The 18,033-nt window shown below is 34.9% G+C and carries 12 protein-coding genes; all 12 read right to left on the reverse strand.

The window, feature by feature from the left end; all coding sequences use genetic code 11:
* Nucleotides 1-56: 56 nt before the first annotated feature.
* On the reverse strand, nucleotides 57-437 hold the full coding sequence (locus ABD963_RS00990; protein ID WP_345275071.1) for a cytochrome C oxidase subunit IV family protein: 381 nt from the start codon (nucleotides 435-437) through the stop codon (nucleotides 57-59).
* 16 nt (nucleotides 438-453) lie between these two features.
* Entirely contained in the window at nucleotides 454-1,422 is a 969-nt protein-coding gene (locus ABD963_RS00995; protein ID WP_345275072.1) for a cytochrome c oxidase subunit 3, read from the reverse strand.
* A gap of 47 nt (nucleotides 1,423-1,469) precedes the next feature.
* Nucleotides 1,470-2,051, reverse strand: coding sequence for a cytochrome c oxidase subunit 3 (locus ABD963_RS01000; protein ID WP_345275073.1), 582 nt, complete (start codon nucleotides 2,049-2,051; stop codon nucleotides 1,470-1,472).
* Nucleotides 2,052-2,053: 2 nt separating this feature from the next.
* Nucleotides 2,054-2,947 carry a heme o synthase gene (gene cyoE, locus ABD963_RS01005; protein ID WP_345275074.1) on the reverse strand — a complete coding sequence of 298 codons (894 nt, stop codon included), beginning with the start codon at nucleotides 2,945-2,947 and terminating at the stop codon, nucleotides 2,054-2,056.
* 106 nt (nucleotides 2,948-3,053) lie between these two features.
* Nucleotides 3,054-5,153 carry an energy transducer TonB gene (locus ABD963_RS01010; protein WP_345275075.1) on the reverse strand — a complete coding sequence of 700 codons (2,100 nt, stop codon included), beginning with the start codon at nucleotides 5,151-5,153 and terminating at the stop codon, nucleotides 3,054-3,056.
* 113 nt (nucleotides 5,154-5,266) lie between these two features.
* A complete protein-coding gene (locus ABD963_RS01015; RefSeq protein WP_345275076.1) occupies nucleotides 5,267-6,052 on the reverse strand; it encodes an energy transducer TonB in 786 nt (261 codons plus the stop codon).
* A gap of 114 nt (nucleotides 6,053-6,166) precedes the next feature.
* Nucleotides 6,167-6,889, reverse strand: a complete 723-nt coding sequence (locus ABD963_RS01020; RefSeq protein WP_345275077.1) for an energy transducer TonB — start codon at nucleotides 6,887-6,889, stop codon at nucleotides 6,167-6,169.
* A 59-nt stretch (nucleotides 6,890-6,948) separates the two neighbouring features.
* On the reverse strand, nucleotides 6,949-7,326 hold the full coding sequence (locus ABD963_RS01025; RefSeq protein ID WP_345275078.1) for a VanZ family protein: 378 nt from the start codon (nucleotides 7,324-7,326) through the stop codon (nucleotides 6,949-6,951).
* Nucleotides 7,319-7,699 (reverse strand): glycine cleavage system protein GcvH, encoded by a 381-nt coding sequence (gene gcvH, locus ABD963_RS01030; protein ID WP_345275079.1) that lies wholly within the window; start codon nucleotides 7,697-7,699, stop codon nucleotides 7,319-7,321. The genes ABD963_RS01025 and gcvH overlap by 8 nt, the downstream gene beginning before the upstream one ends.
* 68 nt (nucleotides 7,700-7,767) lie before the next feature.
* Complete coding sequence (sov, locus tag ABD963_RS01035; protein ID WP_486346773.1) at nucleotides 7,768-15,063, reverse strand: T9SS outer membrane translocon Sov/SprA; 7,296 nt, start codon at nucleotides 15,061-15,063, stop codon at nucleotides 7,768-7,770.
* A gap of 6 nt (nucleotides 15,064-15,069) precedes the next feature.
* The gene (gene ruvA / locus ABD963_RS01040; protein WP_345275081.1) at nucleotides 15,070-15,651 is read right to left on the reverse strand and encodes a Holliday junction branch migration protein RuvA; all 582 of its coding nucleotides are present in this window, start codon (nucleotides 15,649-15,651) and stop codon (nucleotides 15,070-15,072) included.
* 54 nt (nucleotides 15,652-15,705) lie between these two features.
* Nucleotides 15,706-18,000 (reverse strand): NADP-dependent malic enzyme, encoded by a 2,295-nt coding sequence (locus tag ABD963_RS01045; protein WP_345275082.1) that lies wholly within the window; start codon nucleotides 17,998-18,000, stop codon nucleotides 15,706-15,708.
* Between the last annotated feature and the right edge of the window lie 33 nt (nucleotides 18,001-18,033).

Consider the following 18,033-nt stretch of genomic DNA (forward strand, 5'->3'; position numbering starts at 1 on the left):
AATAAAAAAAGGCGGTTTAAAAACCGCCTTAATTGTATCTATTTAACTTAATATTATTAAAAATCTCTTTTGATAAATCCATCTTTATAAACCTCAAAAACATAGCCTCCTTCTTGTAGCAATATAAAGATTAAATATATAATCAAAAATACAGCAGTCCATACCACCATGCGCTTTAAACTGCTTAATTCGTCGCGCATGTGCATGAAATCCCAAGTAATGTAATAGGCTTTAACAATGGTTAAAATGATGAAAATCCAGTTCAAAATTTTCATTCCTAAAAACTTAGTCATTAAAGATTCTGGTTTATAAATACCCAAAACAACCTCTATTGCGGTAACGATACTTAAGAAGATTAAAACACCCCAAATTTTCTGGGTGTTTGATTTGAATTTTATTAACCCTCTAAATATTTCTAATTTATGTGCGTGTGCCATTTTTTATGTAATAAAATTAAACTAGGTAGAAGAATGTGAATACAAATACCCAAACTAAATCTACAAAGTGCCAATATAAACCAACTTTTTCGACCATTTCGTAACTCTTGCGTCTTTCATAAGTTCCTAAAATCACATTAAAGAAAATGATGATATTGATAACAACTCCTGAAAATACGTGAAATCCGTGGAATCCTGTTATAAAGAAAAAGAAGTCTGCAAACAATGGCGAACCATATTCGTTTACACGCAGGTTTGCACCTTCAACAACCGCTTTCCCATTTGTTTTAACTTGCTTTAATGATTCTTCTCTTGAAAGCACAGTTTTATGACCATGCTCATCAAGTAATTGGGTTCTTACCAAAACATTTTCATGAGACTCCAAACCATGAATTACTTCCTCAACGGTGTAGGTTGGTAGTGTCCCTTCACTAACAAACCATAATCCGTTTTTGCGCTTATGAGCTGTTCTTTCTTTATGTTCAGCAACCACAAAGTCATTTAGAGCTACACGCTCTCCATCAGTATTTACAAATTGTAAAATATTTCCGCCTTTTGTTTGGATAGCACCATAATCACCTTTGATAAAGGTTGCCCATTCCCAAGCTTGTGAACCAACGAATATTAAACCACCTATGATGGTTAAAAACATGTAAATGGTTACTTTGGCTTTGTTCATGTGATGGCCAGCATCTACCGCCAAAACCATGGTGACCGAAGACATGATAAGGATAAATGTCATGAAAGCCACATAAATCATAGGAAGTTCTTGCCCGTGTAAAAAAGGTACGTGGGTAAATACCTCATCGGCAATTGGCCATGCATCAATAAATTTGAATCTTGAAAATCCGTAGGCTGCTAAAAACCCTGAGAATGTTAAAGCATCTGAAACGATGAAAAACCACATCATCATTTTACCATAACTAGCATTTAGTGGTTTGTTTCCGCCACCCCAAGTTTTACCTTCTGCTACTACTGTACTCATATATAAAGGTTGTTATTTATAAAGTTGCACAAAAATAATCAATTTATTTATCTAATAAAATATAAAAACAAAAAGAGATACACCCATAGTATATCTATGAAGTGCCAAAAAGTTACTGCAAGTTCAAAACCAAGCATTTTAGTTGGATTATACTTTTGTTTAAAATGATTATAAATTACTACTATTAAACAAATTAACCCAACAACAACGTGCAAAATATGCACCATAGCTATTAAATAAATATAAGACATGGTCACATTACTAGTTGGTCCAGTAAAATTATAACCTAAATCTATGATTTGTTGAAAGCCTGAAAATTGGTTGAAAATAAAAACCAATCCTAGAATTAAGGTGGCAAGTAACCATAAAGTAGTTAACGAGTTATTCCCTCTTTTTAAAGAATTTTTTGCTAAAATAAATGTAAAACTGCTTATTATAATAACTAAGGTGCTAATTATAAAAGCATTTGGTAAAACAAAATCCTTTAACCAATCGGGTCTTGAGCTACTTACTACAAAAGCACTTGTCCACCCTGCAAAAGACATAATAAGCGAGATGATACCAAACCAAAGCATCATTTTTTTGGCTCTACCATTTTTTTCTTCTAATGTACCTTGTGTTAAATCCATGATTATCTGATAAATTTATCTATAACGTAAACAATTTGAACCAGTGTAATGTACGATACACTTACCAACATTAATTGTTTGGCTGCATTTTCAGTCATTTTCTTAAACAATCTTATAGCATAATACAACATCCACAACCCAATACCAAACACCATAATTGCAGCAAATATTGATAATTGTAATCTTCCTGTAAAACCAAAAACTGGTATGATGGAAATAATTATTGTCCAGATAGTATACATGATGGTTTGTACAGCGGTCCCTCTATCTTGTTTTCCTGTTGGTAGCATATAAAATCCTCCTTTTTTGTAATCATCAAACAAAAACCAACCTATGGCCCAAAAGTGAGGAAATTGCCAAAAGAACTGTAATGCAAACAGAGTACCTGGTTCAATACCAAAATCATCGGTAGCTGCCACCCAACCCAACATGAATGGAATAGCTCCTGGAATGGCCCCAACAAAAACCGCCAAGGGTGTTTTAGTTTTTAAAGGTGTGTAAACACAGGTATATAAAAATATGGAAATGGCACCAAACATAGCCGTTTGCTTATTGATGGTATATAAAATAATAATTCCTAAAAGCGTAAATATAGAGGCAATAATAAATGCTGTTGAGACTGACATACGCCCTGCGGGAATAGGCCTATTTTTGGTTCTATCCATTAAGGCGTCTAAATCTTTTTCAATAATTTGATTGAAAGCATTGGATGCTCCTACCATAAAATAGCCGCCAAAAGCTAAAAGAATTAAAGTTTTAAAATCGACCGCATCTACACCCAATAAATAGCCCGCAAGCGATGAAAAAACCACACTTAATGCTAATCGCATTTTGGTGATTTCTTTGAAATCTGAAATCACCGAAGGTATTGCTAATGAAGATTTTGCGTTGCTCAATGTGTGTTTACCTTATTCGCCTTTGTTTTGCGAGTGCAAAGATACTTTATAATTGCATCTTGAGCAATGGTTTTTACAAGTAAAATGATTTTAGTGCTCCTAGAAATTAAAAATCAAAATACCAATTAAACAAATCGGTTCTTAAACCAAAATTAAACCAAACGGTGTTGCTTTTAAAGGTATTAGCTGTTATCGCATCTGGATTAAAATTTCTAACGGTAATATCTGTGAAAATCTTTAGGTTAGATGCGGGATTTATTAAATAGCCAGCTTGTAAATTGCCATTAAATACATTGGTTTGGATACCCTGACCAACTTCAACCCCAACATCAAAAGGCCTATCGTTGTAATTTTTATACACATCGCCACCATAACTAAAATTATCGGTGCCATCGTTAAAATCAAGTCCGCGAGTTCCTAAAATGACTTTCGCATCGGCAAACCAACGTTTGTAACGGTAGCGCCCAATTAGAATCAATTCACTTAAATTAGCTCCCCATAAATGCGCCATAGGTTGGTTGTTGTGCCCATAGTTAGTAGCTATCGTATTGTGTGAATAGGTATAAGGACGAATTCTGTTATACTCCAATTGCAATAACAAATTATCAACCTTAAATGCATTGTAATATTTAACTCCCAGTTGATAACCAAACTTGTTCTTCCAACTTTTTTCACCTGCTTTTACATCACTTAAAGAAAACTCATCCAGAATAAATTGGCTATACATATTTATATCATCAGAAAACTTATATTTTCCCGAAGCTCCCAAAATCGCATTGCCCGATGCTTGACCTGTTTCAAATTCAATGGCCCGATAAAAAATAATGGGGTTTAAATAATTGACATCAAACCCACGATTGTTAGTATTTGTCCAAATGACCGATTCAAATAAACCTAAGTTAAAACGTTTAGATACGTTCCAACTTAAATAATGGTTTGCCATATACTTGGTTAAAAACGCACCATCTTGGGTTACTTCTGGTCTTACATCTTTTAACCACATCCAGGTGTTGGTGTATTTTATTTTCCAGAATTTGGTGTTCAATTTTAAAAACGGGTGCGGACTCGCCACATCGCTCAATAACAAGGAACGATATCCATCTCCGATAAAATTTTTACCATGACCAAATTGAATATTTAAAAACTTTGCAGGTGAGTATGATAAATAGGCCTCTGCAACTGGATAATCGTAGGAATCTGTCTTAAATCTTTTGGCTATACCTCGTCCAGGAATAATCGCTGGATCTGGACCAAAGGCTCTTAAACTTTCACCATAATCGTTTACATATTGCGCAAACCGCCCCTGACTTTCAAACACCGAAGCGTAAAAATTAAATTTTTTACCCAAACCACCTTGAACCAAAAATCCTCTAGTGTTATTATAAGTTGAACTAAAATCCGCTTCGGTATCTTTTCCCACTTGCAAATCGAAAATAGGGTCTATGGTAAACCAATAATCATCACTTTGTAATTGCACCAAATGTTCGTTCCACAATTTTTTACCTGCCCAAGTTTCGGTTTCCTTGTTTAATTTTTCCTTTTCTGCCTTAAAATCATAGTAGTTTGAAACATCTTCATACAGGAAAGGTTTTGAAGCGGTATGACTGTTTGTTCCTACCAAGTTCAAATTCCTATCAAATCTGGCATAATCGCTATGCGTGAACTGAATATTTAACTGACTTGAAAGCCTATTATCTTCATAGGCACTTATACTATTATTTAACGCATCATATTCCCCTTTTACTGCGTTTTCTATGGTTTGTATTTCTTTTGTTTTTTCCGCTTCTTTTTGAATAGCATTCGGATCTAACAATGGAATTCTAATGGGGACACTATATTGCTTAAAGGTTTTTCTGCCATTGTAGGTTGCAGGTTTCACCTTTGGGAAATTGGAAAAAACGCGTTTTGCCTCGTCTTTTAACTCATTGTATATAGCATCAATATAAATAGTCTTGAACTGCCCAAGTGTGTCCACTTCAAAAAGGACACTAACTTGGCCTTTAAAATTCTCTTTTAATGCAACCTCTGGAACTTTAAAATTATTGTAAATGTGTTGAAACACCTGTTTATCAAAACAGGTTTGTAGTGAATCCAAAGAAACGCCTTCACAGTTTGGAAAAACAGGTGGCATTTCAGCTAAAAAAACATCTTGGGAATACGTCTTAAATTGAATCAAAAGTAGTAGGGCTACAATGAATTGCTTCATTTTTATATGGGAATTTATTTAACACTGAAAGATAGTATATTTTTAATAATGGGCATTAAAAAAACCGCTATCTCTATTGATAACGGTTTTAAAAGTTTGAAATTATAATTCTTTTACTGTACTTGAAATATAATAGGCAATGTATAAATAACCCCAACATTTTTGTTGTTTTGCTTACCAGGTGTCATTTCTGGAATCATATTAATAACACGCTTAGCTTCATCCTGTAATTTAGGATGTGGAGCTCTGGTTTTTACACTAGTCACTTTTCCTGTTTTATCAATAGTGAATTGTACATCAATTTTTTGTTTTCCGGATAAACCATATTCTGAAGCGATATTACTTCCATCAAACTTTCTTTGGATGAGTTTTGAAATTTTATCGGACATGCACTTTTTTCTGTCCGTATTGTTTTTCTCTTTTTCACAACCAGGATAAATGGGTACATTTTGGATAAAATTTACAGGAATATTTACCTCTTCATCTGGCTCGTCTATTGGAGGCAAATCATCAGGATTAATATCAGGGGCGTCAATAACTGGTTCTTTTGGCTCATCTAAAAAGGGAAGATCTGGAGTATCATTTTCAACTTGTTTATAATTTTGAGGTTGTTTTACTCGCTCTTGCTTTACAGGTTCATTTTTTGTTGAAACTTCAGGCTTAATAAGAGGAACATCTAAATAAATTGGATCATCTAATGGAGGTAAAGACCCATAATTTTTAGTAGTTGTTTCAAACTTCATTTCAAGCAAACCAAAGGCTGCCAGTAAACACACAATTAACCCAATTTGAAAATAAAGGGTTGAGTTTTTTTGTAAATTTGTTTCATGCTTTTGTGATTTTTTCACGTTTTGCCCATTTTGCCGAATGGGTACGTGAGAATTCTTTAGATTTCTCATAATGATTATAGTTTAAATGTTAATATTATGATAAAGTCACAATAAGCATACCAAAAAGAAAACCCGTTACATAATAGTAACGGGTTTTTATTTCTATAGAAATTTAGCTTTTACTTAGTCTTGAACTTGGAAAATGATTGGTAACGAATATGGAACGTTTACTGGTTTACCACGTTGTTTACCAGGTTTCATTTTTGGCAGCAAGCCAATAACACGAGCTGCTTCTTTTTCTAATCCAGGGTGTGGTGCTCTGGCACGAACACCAGTAATACTTCCAGTTTTATCAATTTTAAAGATTACGTTGATACGTTGTCTTCCTGATAAGCCCAAATCGCTTGCCAAATCGGTATTAAACTTTTTGTTTACAAAGTCCGATATTTTTTTTGACATACAATCTCTTTTAGCATTGTTGTTTGGCTCTCCTTCACAACCCGGAAAAACGGGTACATTTTCAATTACAGAAAATGGTACATCAATATCTTCCTCTACTTCTTCAACTTCTACTTCTTCAACCTCAACAATTTCGGTATTTTGATCTGATTCTGTAGATTCGATTACAGTTTCCTCTACTTCTTCTTCGTCTTCCACAATCTCTATAACTTCCGGCGCTGCAGGAGGGGGAGGAGGAGGAGGTGGTGTTTGTATTTGTTCAGTGATTGGAATTTCTTCTTCTAACTCTTCATCAAGATTTAATTGCCCGATGTCTATATTAGATTTGTCGTACGTTTTGTAATTGATGGCATAGTTTGTTAAAAATAACATTAAAGCTAAACCAATGGCAAAGTAAAGTGAACTGTTACGTCCAACATTTGCTTTAGGATTTTTTTTAGGTTCCATAATTTAATCGTTTATCAAGATTGCTAAAATAACTATTTATTTATCAAAAAAGCAAGTGTTTAAGAGTTTTTAATGTGTAAACTATTTTTAAAACACAAGAAAATTGATACCAATAAAGCTCCTAGAGTATTGGCCACTGCATCATAAACATCCATTGCTCTAACAACTGTTATTGTACCTTGTAACACTTCAATAATTATACCAAATATTACTGATAGGATAACTGCGGAATAAATGGCTCTCTTTATTTTAAATTTAAATGATTGCAAAAAAGCCTGATACCACAAAAAGGTAAGCAAGCCATATGCTAGAAAATGAAAAATTTTATCTCCAAAGGAAACCCCTATATCTGGCAAATTATTTAACCTTATTAAACTTATTATAGCCAATGCTATGGTGTATATTAAGGTTATTATTAAAGCTATTTTTTTAAGCACCAATAAGGGCTTTATAATCTTCAGCAGACATTAAAGCATCAACTTCAGAGACATCTGAACATTTTAATTTTATCATCCACCCATCTCCATAAGGATCAGTGTTTACTTTTTCAGGCTCGTCTTCCAAAGTTTCATTAAACTCAATGATTTCGCCTGACAGCGGTAAAAATAAATCGGATACGGTCTTAACTGCTTCAACGGTTCCAAAAACTTCTTCAGCACTTAGGGTCTCATCAACTGTTTCAACTTCAACGTAAACAATATCACCTAGCTCCCCTTGGGCAAAATCTGTGATACCAATAGTTGCAATATCGCCTTCTATTTTAACCCATTCGTGGTCTTTGGTATATTTTAAATTGGATGGAATATTCATACTTTTTCTTTAAGTTTATTTATTTAGCAAATGTATTTATTCAAACTATAAATTCAAACTGTTATTTACTAATTCCCAAAATTATATCGGATGGTAATACCAGAGCGTATGGTAGTTTGTGGGAAAGCTGTTGAAATAGCATAATCTGAAAACGTGTAATCGAAATAAAAGATTCCTGTTAGATTTTTACTGAAGGCATAATCTGCTGAATATTTTAAACCCCAAATGGTTTGCCCCGAAGTGATTTGGTTATTCTCTAAATCAAGGTATCTAATAATAGTTTTGTTATCTCTTACTGAAATATCGGCCTTCATATTTAAATCACTTACAATACGTTTTTGAGGCCCTGCAAGATTAGAACGAATACGTAAGTCTTTAATTCTGTATCCTAACCCAATAATGTATTCATTCCCTAAAACTTCTGTCATTAAATTATTATCAAAACTTAGTGATAGCAACCTGTCCTTTTGGATTTCGGCTAAAATTTTAACCGAATTGTTCATTTCAAAATCCAATCTTACCAAAGGACTAAACATTTCTGTTAAATTGATGTTACTGAATAAACGTCCGTTTTTATAATTCCCTGATTGGTCTAAAGCTTCTTGTGGTTGGCCTGAATATGGCGTCCCTGGGATAGGTTGTTGATTGGCATTTTCATCAGTATTTAAGTTTAGATTGGTTGTGAATTGATTAATGGTATATGTGGAACGGTACCCATGTGTTAACGAAAAGCGCTTGAAATTCTTTTTAAACCAAGCAAACTTCATAAAACCTGTGTACTTTAAATCCCAATTTGGTATGGGCACATCTCTAAACGCACTGGTTCTAACTTTGTTGGCATCTTGCCCAGTGTAAGCAGCTAAAAATGCTGGTAATAAAACCTTTTGGTTGTTTTTACCGAAGCCTAATGGATAGCCTTCTGCATCTCTGGCATAAGTAGAGTTCCCATAAAAATCTTCAGCAAGCCTATCAGCAATTTTTAATCGATTTGCCCTAAAATCATTAAACGCCTCACTTATATTTTCATCACTTTTACTAAATGCTGTTTTTATTAAAATGGTTGAAATATTAAAGTTACCGAATGTATTAGGAGTTAAAGATTCGTACTCATAATTTCCTCCAATATTATTTACCCTAAAGTTTTCAGTATAATTTTCATAATAGGTTCGATTGCCAACAATATCAATTTTTAAATCCCTTACCGGCTCTAAAGTGGCTGAGATATCCATTTGCTTGGTGTTAGTTGTAGCATATTGCTGATTGAACTCTGGAAACAACGTTAACCAACCACGACGTGCGGCTAAAAAGCGCACATCACTTTGGCTGCCAAAGGTAAAACCTGTGGTGGGTTTTAGGGTGCCTAAAAACCCTGGCGTTTGAGTATAACCTGGTAAAAAAGTTCCGTTGTTTTCTGAATAATTTAGTTGAATTCTTTTAATAGTTGTTAAAATATCAACTCCAGCGTTTAATAGTTTTGTAACCGATTGATTTTTTGCTTTTGGTGTTGTTCTGTTTTGTGCCGGTCCTGGAGGCCCACCAGCGGGTGTGGTTCTTGCTCTAACGGTTCTAATTGGTTTTTTTACCAAACCAATATATTTGTATAAACGGTTCATGTCTAACGTTGCGTTTATATTGTGTAAATTAGAATTTTGAATGGTATTTCCCAAGTCGAAGTTTCCAGTAAGCTGATTATTTGGATCATTTGGGTCTGTATACGAAAGATCTAAATCGCCATATAAATCTGATCCTTTTTGCCACAAAAAGCTACCTGTATATTGGTAAGTGGCATCAATAAAATTAAACGTCGGAATCTTATTCAATGGCAATTGGTACGTAATCCCAAGGTTTTGTGTTTGCCGATTAGGGTCGCCAACATCAAATAAGCCGTCCCAAACGTCTAGGTTTTCGTCCTGTTCTCCGGCAATTAGATCATTATCCTTAAAATAATTTCTAACAATGTTATTGTTGGCCGCTGTGAAGTTAAACTGTAACGATTTTGATACATTGTAATTAATACCATATTCAAAATCAAAGGTATAGTTTCTTCTGAACAATTCTTCAATACCAATATTAGAACCCGTTAAATCTATCTCTCTAAATTTTTGCCTGTTAAATTGCCTATTGATATTAGTGTTAACAGTAAAATTTGTAGGTAATAAATTAAAATTAAATTCTTTTAAAAATTTCCAATATTTTCCAGTAAAAAGGGAATCATTTTTTTTGAAAGGTTCGATAGTAATAGGATTAAAATTATGGGCGTAATTAGCACCTAATCGCACCGTTTGGTTTACAGCATTTTCAATTTCAAAGTCTCGATGTTCAACTTTGTTATAAGAATAATTTAAAGTCACGTTTTCAACGTCATAAAAACGTGGCTTTGCATCACCAGTTCTTGTTTTTCTAACACCTATAAAATTAATACTTTGACGTTTTGTGTAATCTTCTGATTGTTGTTTTATTTGTTCTCTTTCCGCATTGCTGTTGGCAGCCTCCAATCTAGAATCTAGTGTTAAATCTTTATAAAACTGATCGTATTTAGGCGTAATTAATTCTTCACTTTGTGCATAATTAAAGGGAACTTGAATGCCCCATTTTTTTGGCAATAATTGTCCAACATTAATATTGGTTACGACATCATATTGCTTCACATCCTCCAAACTACGCTGACTTGGACCTTGTTCTAAAGAACCAAACCCGGAGGTACTTTGTCTACCTGTAGCACTTATATTCATAAAGTCGGCAATATTGGTATCCATGCTTACCACAGCGGCCCAACCACCTTCGTTATCTAAATCGGATAAACGTAATTCGTTAAACCAAAGTTCTGCACAAACATCATTGTTAGACCTACTTTTTACACCAACCATAAGGGTTCTTATATCCCCAAAATTTGGATTCCCTTTTATACCTACTCGGTGTTGTCCTATTTGATAACCGCTAAAAGGATCAGTAGCTAAAACAATATCGCCGTTAACTACATCATAAAACGTAGGGTCATCGTTCGCCAATGTCATGTCAGAGATACCTTGGGCCTTTACTCTTCCTAGAATTTCTATGGGTAGATTAATTTCGTTTTCTATGGGCCACAATCCTTCTCTGGTTGTTGAAGTTGAAAGTAATAGTGGTATTTCAATTTGATAATAGTTTTCATTAAGGTCGTTACCCATCCTTATAAAACCAACCAAATCATCATCAGTTAAAGAACCAACTCCCGATTCATCGTCTTCGGCATGCATAAACATCCTAATACGTTTATATTGACGCATATCTACACTAATGTTCTTAAAAACTGCCCTAGAATCTTCAGGCTCTAAACCACATACTTTTACAACCAATGATTGTTCGTTTTGTCTAACAACGGTATTATTATTGAACAGTTGCTCTGGTTCAATTCCTGGAGGCCTATCGTAACTCCCTTCATTTTCAAGTGTTCCAATGACCCCAACAGAAAATTCGGTGCCATCATCGTTTGGGTCATCTTTATCAAATTCTAAAGACTGTGTATAACGTCTCCAATCACTTCTAACTAAATCTAAAGTCCCAAAACGAAATACCGTTGGTTGTCTAAACTCTTTTAAATATATTCTAGTAAACCTAATAGACCTCAAATCAGTAATACCGCCAACTGGTCTTGCAAGTGCGCCTTGTACCGGTATTCTAAATTGATACCATCTTACGTTCACGTTATCGCCATTTGGCAGTGCTCTGGGTTGTTCTTTAAAATCACGTAAATAGTCTTTCAGCGGGTTACTATTGGGTATATTATTAAATTCCGCTTGCGAAATGGGCAAATTCTGTCTGGTTACATCTAACTCATATTCATAGTAACTATCAATCGTGTTCATGGTGTTATCACGGTTGATGTCTTCTACGTCGGGCTGTGTGTTAGCACCTCTGTTTGTGTCCGAAAATACGTCAGGTGTATTCCCGTCAACCCCATTGAATTTTTTATATCGATCAAAAATATTTCCATCAGCATTTAAAAAATAAGCATAGTTGTCATTTGAAGGGTCTTCGCCAAAAACATTTCCAAAAATGGCTGCTTCTTCATTATCATCATATCCATCATAACCTACATCTTGGTTGGTTCGTTCTTGTCCGGTTGTATCAAATGCATAAATTAAGGATTGATTTTGAGGCACCACAGTACCCCATGCAGTTGGTTGTAATAGACTTACATCGCCATCTTTAGGCAAACCGTTTTCGTACAATTTCCGGCCATCCTTGATAATATCCTCGGAAATATTTCCTAAGTTAAAAACTAACTTTCCTCCTGGATTAGAAGGATTATCCTGAAAAGGATCTTGTAGCCAGAAATCAATATATTCCACATTCTGTTGTTCAAAATCCGTTGATGTTAGTTGCCGTGTAATACCTGCCCAACTTTGTTCTGGGAAATCTAAAATTTTATCATTATTAATATCGGAATCAGCAAGGGGTTCAAAATTATAAGGCCCACGTTCTTGAGGATAATATGCCAAATCCAAGGTGAACAATACTGAGTTTTGTCCTTGCACAATATCCCTGTCTGGAAAAAGCTCATTTATAAATACCCTACTAGTATATAAACTTGATACGTCCTCATCTGTAATGCCGCTGGGACGCTGACTGCTATAAAATATGGGGTCGATGCTATACCAGTTTAGTAGGGCCCTATCATATCCACTTTCAATACCATTGACATACTCAGGATCTGTTTGCCCATCACCATCCAAATCAGCAGGTCTGCTCGATAAAAACCAAGATTGTTGCGATTTTAAATCGATTCCGTTTTGTGACCCTTCAAAATCATCTACATAAGAGGTAGCTTCTCCATTAAAATCTGTACCCTTTGGAGCGCCAGGTGCTAAATATGCAAACTCTCCTCGAATTGAAAGATTGGATTCTACATCCGTATCAATATTTGGCAACTTATTGGCCAAACGTGTTAAAAAAGGCACTTTGGTAGCATAATTACCATTTATTCCAAAAATGGTATTATTAATGGGTTCTGTACCATAATTAGCTTTTTGAGTGATGGGTCTTTCATTAAGGTTTAAAAGAGTTCCACCCAAAACAAAATTTTCATTGAATTTATGCTCAATATTTATACCTGTGAAACGTCTGGTTTGCTGCCCAAATACCGCATTATTCTCAGTGGAAACTTCAATGGGTGTGTTAGACGCTTTTAAAGCCTCGTCTAAAATTTGTACACGTCCCAATTGATAATTGACTGTGTAATCAATACCTTCCACTAAAACCCTACCACCGGCTGTTACTCTAACCGAACCTCTTGGTACATTGAACGATCCAATAGGGATACCATCACCTCCACTGGATTTATATCGCCCTTTTAATTTGAACTTATTCTTTTCAACTTCTTCCAAGGCCGCTGTTTTAGTACTTTTATAAAGCAAATCGTAAACATATTTTTGTTGATCTGCATTAAAGGATGCTTCATTTTCATAATCACCACCCCCTAAAACATTAAATAAATATTCACCAAAGGGTTCTGCACTAGTAAATACTATTTTTCCGTTTTGAGGAATCACGGTTATCCCTGGTACAAAATCAAAAAAACCATCACCTCTACTTTGAGGGTCGTTATTAAAGTTAAGTTTATCTAAATTAAAAACCCTTAATAGGGGTACATTTTCAATTAAATCATTGTCATCAGTACTTCCTGTAACTGGAGTCCCATTTATATCAACATTGAAACTAGCTCCAACTGGTGTAATGAAGTTTAATGGCGATGCTTCATTGTAAAAAATATTTAGCTTAAAATCATCTTGATTTAAATTATATGCTCCTGTGTCATAAATATTTTTCATCATCAGATCCCAAATAGGCTGATTTACATTGGTAATACTACTTTTCAGCATTTTCAATACCAAGTTTGAATTTATTACTTGAGTTACTTGCCCTTGATTGTTGGTTGTAACATCGGTTGCATCAATACCATCGTTAGCGAATTCACCTACTTGATACACTTTTCCGCCCAACGTATATTGAAATGCCACTGCCAAAACCTCATCGTTATTCAGTCGTTGGTTTAATGATATATAACCCAAATCTTTATTTAACGTATATTCTTGACCATTCGTTAATTTTCTGGCGTTTTCTAAACTAGCATAATCAAACCCCTCATTAACCCCGGAAACTAATATACCCGATTGTACGGTGGCAATATCTCTAATAGCCTCAGTAATTTGAGACCCACCACCTCCAATATTGGTTGGGTTAAAAGCATTGTTAGCATTATCCGGAAATGCCCCTGGAGCAGCAAAAACATTGACAGTTGAACCAATTTTATCGGTTTCCCCTAAATCTTGAAGTGCTACGATATTTCTGACGTTCTCGGTTCGGTTGCTTCGGTTGGTCATCCATACTTCAATCCGTGTTATTTGTAAACCTTTATTGTTTAAAAAGGGATAATTCTTTAATGCATCATCATAAGTATCCCTAAAATATTGCGCCAAAAAGAAATGCCTATTTTCGTCATAATCTCTAATGAACAATTCAAATTCCTCAAGTGTTCCGCCACCTTGAGCCACAACGGTATTAGATTGAGATTTCTGCTCTGAAAACACACCAGTAACAGTGGTTCTTCCAAACTGTAATTGTGCCTTCACACCAAATAAAGCTTGCGCACCCGTGATTAATGAACTATTTAAAGGCATATTTACGTTACCTACTTCAATTTTTTGAATGATATCATCTTCTGTAGGTGTGTATTCTAACTTTATAAGTTGTTGAAAATCGAAGGTAGATTGGGTATCATAATTAGCTGTAACCTGTAATCTGGTTCCCACTTTACCCAATAAACTCAAGCTAATCCGTTGGTCAAAATCGAAGGTAAAATTACTTCTGTTTCTTGGTGAAAAAGATGGATTGTCTTGCCTTGAAAACAGAATACCTAAATCCATTTCAACAGATCCTGTTGGAACTACTGATATGGCATCACTACCAAAAATGGTTTCAAAAAAATCTGATTTTACATAAAACTCTGGTAGTAAATTTTTCTGTCCATCTTCAGCACCATCTTTTTTCCCATCAAATGCATCAATTTTTTCTTTGTAGTAGCTTCGCAAATTTTCTCTTGCAACTAAATCATAATATTCCTTTGGAGTTAAAATAATAGGGTATTTAATATTATAACTTCCAATTGTTTCGGTGTAAATATAACGATTGGTTAAAGGGTCATAGGTGTATTTAGATTCAACACTATTGGGGTTAGGAAGCTTTATTTGCCCTAAACTAAAACCAGTTTTTACGGAATCTTGAACGGGTTGCTGTGACCATGCTGCAACTGTTAAAAACAGAGCAACAACAAACAAAATGTAATGTTTAAGCGACTTATAGAGAGTTAGTTTAGTTCTATTCAAAATAAATTATAAATTTTTGAGCGCTTGCTTGATAATAGTTTCAACATTGGCTTCGGGTTGAGTCACTAAAATTTTGTCCACAACTCGTTCTGCCTGTTTCCTTACAAAACCCAGAACTTCTAAAGCAGATAACGCTTCATTTTTATTGGTATTGTCTTTAGAAACAGAAACTTCATCTATATCATAAATCTTTAATATTTTATCTTTTAAATCTATAATAACACGTTGCGAAGTTTTAGCTCCAACTCCTTTTATTGATTGAATTAAAGCAACATCATTATTAGCTATACCTTCTTTAATTTGTTGTGGCGTAAGAGAAGATAACATGGTGCGAGCTATACTAGCCCCAATACCACTTACAGATATTAGTAATCTAAAAATTTCTCTTTCTACAAGTGATGAAAACCCATATAAGGTATGCGAATCTTCTTTTACTTGAAGATGTGTGAATAATTTTAAATTTTCTTTATCTGGAATTTGAGAATATGTGTGCAACGAGATGTTAAGCATATAACCCAGGCCATTGCATTCAATAACAACGTGTGTTGGATTTTTCTCAATAAGTTTTCCTTGAATATGAGTTATCATGAATTGTGTTGGTTATCCGACCAAATGTAATAAAATTATTTACATTAAGAGTTCTTACTTGTCAGGGTGTTCCTGTTCCCACTTTTCTTTGTTTTGTGCATCTATAACAGCAATGGCTGTCATGTTTACGATTTCATCAACGCTAGCTCCTAATTGCAGAATATGTACTGGTTTTCGCATGCCCATCATGATAGGACCTATAGAATCAGCTTCATTTAATTCTTTCAATAATTTATAGGTGATATTGGCAGAATCCAAATTTGGAAAAATTAGTGCATTTACTTTTTTCCCAACCAATTTTGAGAATGGAAATCTTTCACGAAGCATCGTATCATTTAAAGCAAAATCCGTTTGCAATTCACCATCAACCACCATATCAGGATAATTACGATGTAAGATAGAAACGGCCTCTCTAACCTTGGAAGCACGCTCGTTGGTCGACGAACCAAAATTCGAATAGGATACCATAGCCATCACAGGACTTAAACCAAACATCTTAATAACCCTAGAGGTCATTTGCGTAATTTTGGCCAATGTTTTTGCATCGGGGTCAATATTGATAGAGGTGTCACTTAAAAACATGGGGCCTCTTTTTGTCATCATTAGGTTTGTGGTAGCCACTCTACTTATACCGGGCATCATGCCAATAAGTTCTAACATAGGTTTTACAACTGTAGGATAATTTCGCGAATAGCCAGAAATTAATCCATCTGCATCACCCTCATTTACCATCATAGCGGCAAAATAATTACGTTCGCGCATTAATCTTTGGGCAGAATAGTAGGTTACTCCTCTTCGTTTACGTTGCTCCCAATAAACTTTGGCATATTTGTTTTTGCGTTCGTTTTCTTCTTCTGTTTTTGGATCGATTATTAGAATGTCTCCTTCAAACTCAATTTCTGCCATAAGGGATTCAATGGTTTCTTTACGTCCCAAAAGAATTGGAGTAGCAATACCCTCTTCATAAACAATTTGAGCAGCTTTTAAAACATCCAATTGATCTGCTTCAGCAAAAACGATGCGTTTTGGATTAAGTTTTGCTCTATTGAGCAACAACCTTACTAGTTTATTGTCAGAACCTAAACGTTCCAACAAGGAGTCTTTGTAACGCTCCCAATCTGTTATTTTTAGCTTTGCCACACCACTTTCAATAGCAGCTTTGGCAACTGCTGGTGGTACTTCAGCGATTAAACGAGGATCAAAAGGTTTTGGAATAATATAATCTTTACCAAAAGTTAATCGCGTTTCACCATAAGCAATATTTACTTGCTCAGGCACTGGTTCTTTTGCTAATTTAGCCAAGGCTTTTACAGCGGCCATTTTCATAGCTTCATTAATTTTTGTAGCGCGAACATCTAAAGCACCACGAAAAATAAATGGAAAACCTAGTACATTATTGACTTGATTAGGATGATCACTCCTGCCCGTTGCCATAATAATGTCCTTTCGTGTTTTGATGGCGATATCATATTTTATTTCTGGATCAGGATTGGCCATAGCAAAAACTATAGGGTTTTTAGCCATGGATAGCAACATTTCAGGTGAGACAATATTTGCCATGGACAACCCTATAAATACATCGGCATCTTTCATGGCCTCATCTAAGGTGTCAATCTTTCTATAAGTTGCAAATTCTGCCTTCTCTGGTGAAAGGTTTTCTCTATCATCTCTTATAACGCCTTTACTATCGAGCATAACCATATTTTCCCGTTTGGCACCAAAGGCTTGATATAAACGGGAACAGGAAATAGCTGCAGCACCAGCTCCACTAATTACAATTTTTACATCCTCCAATTTCTTTTTAGCAAGCTCAACGGCATTTAGTAAAGCTGCTGCTGAAATAATGGCAGTCCCATGTTGATCATCATGCATGACTGGGATATCTAATTCTTCTTTTAAACGTCTTTCAATTTCAAAGGCTTCAGGTGCTTTGATATCCTCAAGATTAATGCCTCCAAACGTTGGTGCTATATTTTTAACGGTTTGAATAAACTCTTCAATATTTTCTGTGTCTACCTCAATGTCGAAAACATCAATATCGGCAAATATTTTAAACAACAATCCCTTACCTTCCATAACAGGTTTTGAAGCCTCTGGACCAATATTACCTAGTCCTAAAACTGCTGTTCCATTAGAAATCACAGCCACTAAGTTTCCTTTAGCAGTGTACTTATAAACGTGTTCTTTATTTTTTTCAATTTCCAAACAAGGCGCAGCTACTCCAGGAGAATAAGCTAATGACAAATCTCTTTGGCTTGCATACTTTTTAGTTGGGACTACTTTAATTTTTCCTGGGGTTGGTTTAGCGTGGTATATCAGGGCTTCTCTTCGTTTGCTTTCTTCGCTCATAAGAATAGGTAATTAACTTAACTAACAAAGATA

The sequence above is a fragment of the Litoribaculum gwangyangense genome (genome assembly GCF_039543505.1).
Lineage (GTDB): Bacteria > Bacteroidota > Bacteroidia > Flavobacteriales > Flavobacteriaceae > Litoribaculum > Litoribaculum gwangyangense.

What these genes read in the sequence shown, in the direction of transcription:
- ABD963_RS00990 (WP_345275071.1), bottom strand. Translation starts at nt 437, where the DNA reads ATGGCACACGCACATAAATTAGAAATATTTAGAGGGTTAATAAAATTC.
- ABD963_RS00995 (WP_345275072.1), bottom strand. Translation starts at nt 1,422, where the DNA reads ATGAGTACAGTAGTAGCAGAAGGTAAAACTTGGGGTGGCGGAAACAAA.
- ABD963_RS01000 (WP_345275073.1), bottom strand. Translation starts at nt 2,051, where the DNA reads ATGGATTTAACACAAGGTACATTAGAAGAAAAAAATGGTAGAGCCAAA.
- ABD963_RS01010 (WP_345275075.1), bottom strand. Translation starts at nt 5,153, where the DNA reads ATGAAGCAATTCATTGTAGCCCTACTACTTTTGATTCAATTTAAGACG.
- ABD963_RS01015 (WP_345275076.1), bottom strand. Translation starts at nt 6,052, where the DNA reads ATGAGAAATCTAAAGAATTCTCACGTACCCATTCGGCAAAATGGGCAA.
- ABD963_RS01020 (WP_345275077.1), bottom strand. Translation starts at nt 6,889, where the DNA reads ATGGAACCTAAAAAAAATCCTAAAGCAAATGTTGGACGTAACAGTTCA.
- gcvH (WP_345275079.1), bottom strand. Translation starts at nt 7,699, where the DNA reads ATGAATATTCCATCCAATTTAAAATATACCAAAGACCACGAATGGGTT.
- ruvA (WP_345275081.1), bottom strand. Translation starts at nt 15,651, where the DNA reads ATGATAACTCATATTCAAGGAAAACTTATTGAGAAAAATCCAACACAC.
- ABD963_RS01045 (WP_345275082.1), bottom strand. Translation starts at nt 18,000, where the DNA reads ATGAGCGAAGAAAGCAAACGAAGAGAAGCCCTGATATACCACGCTAAA.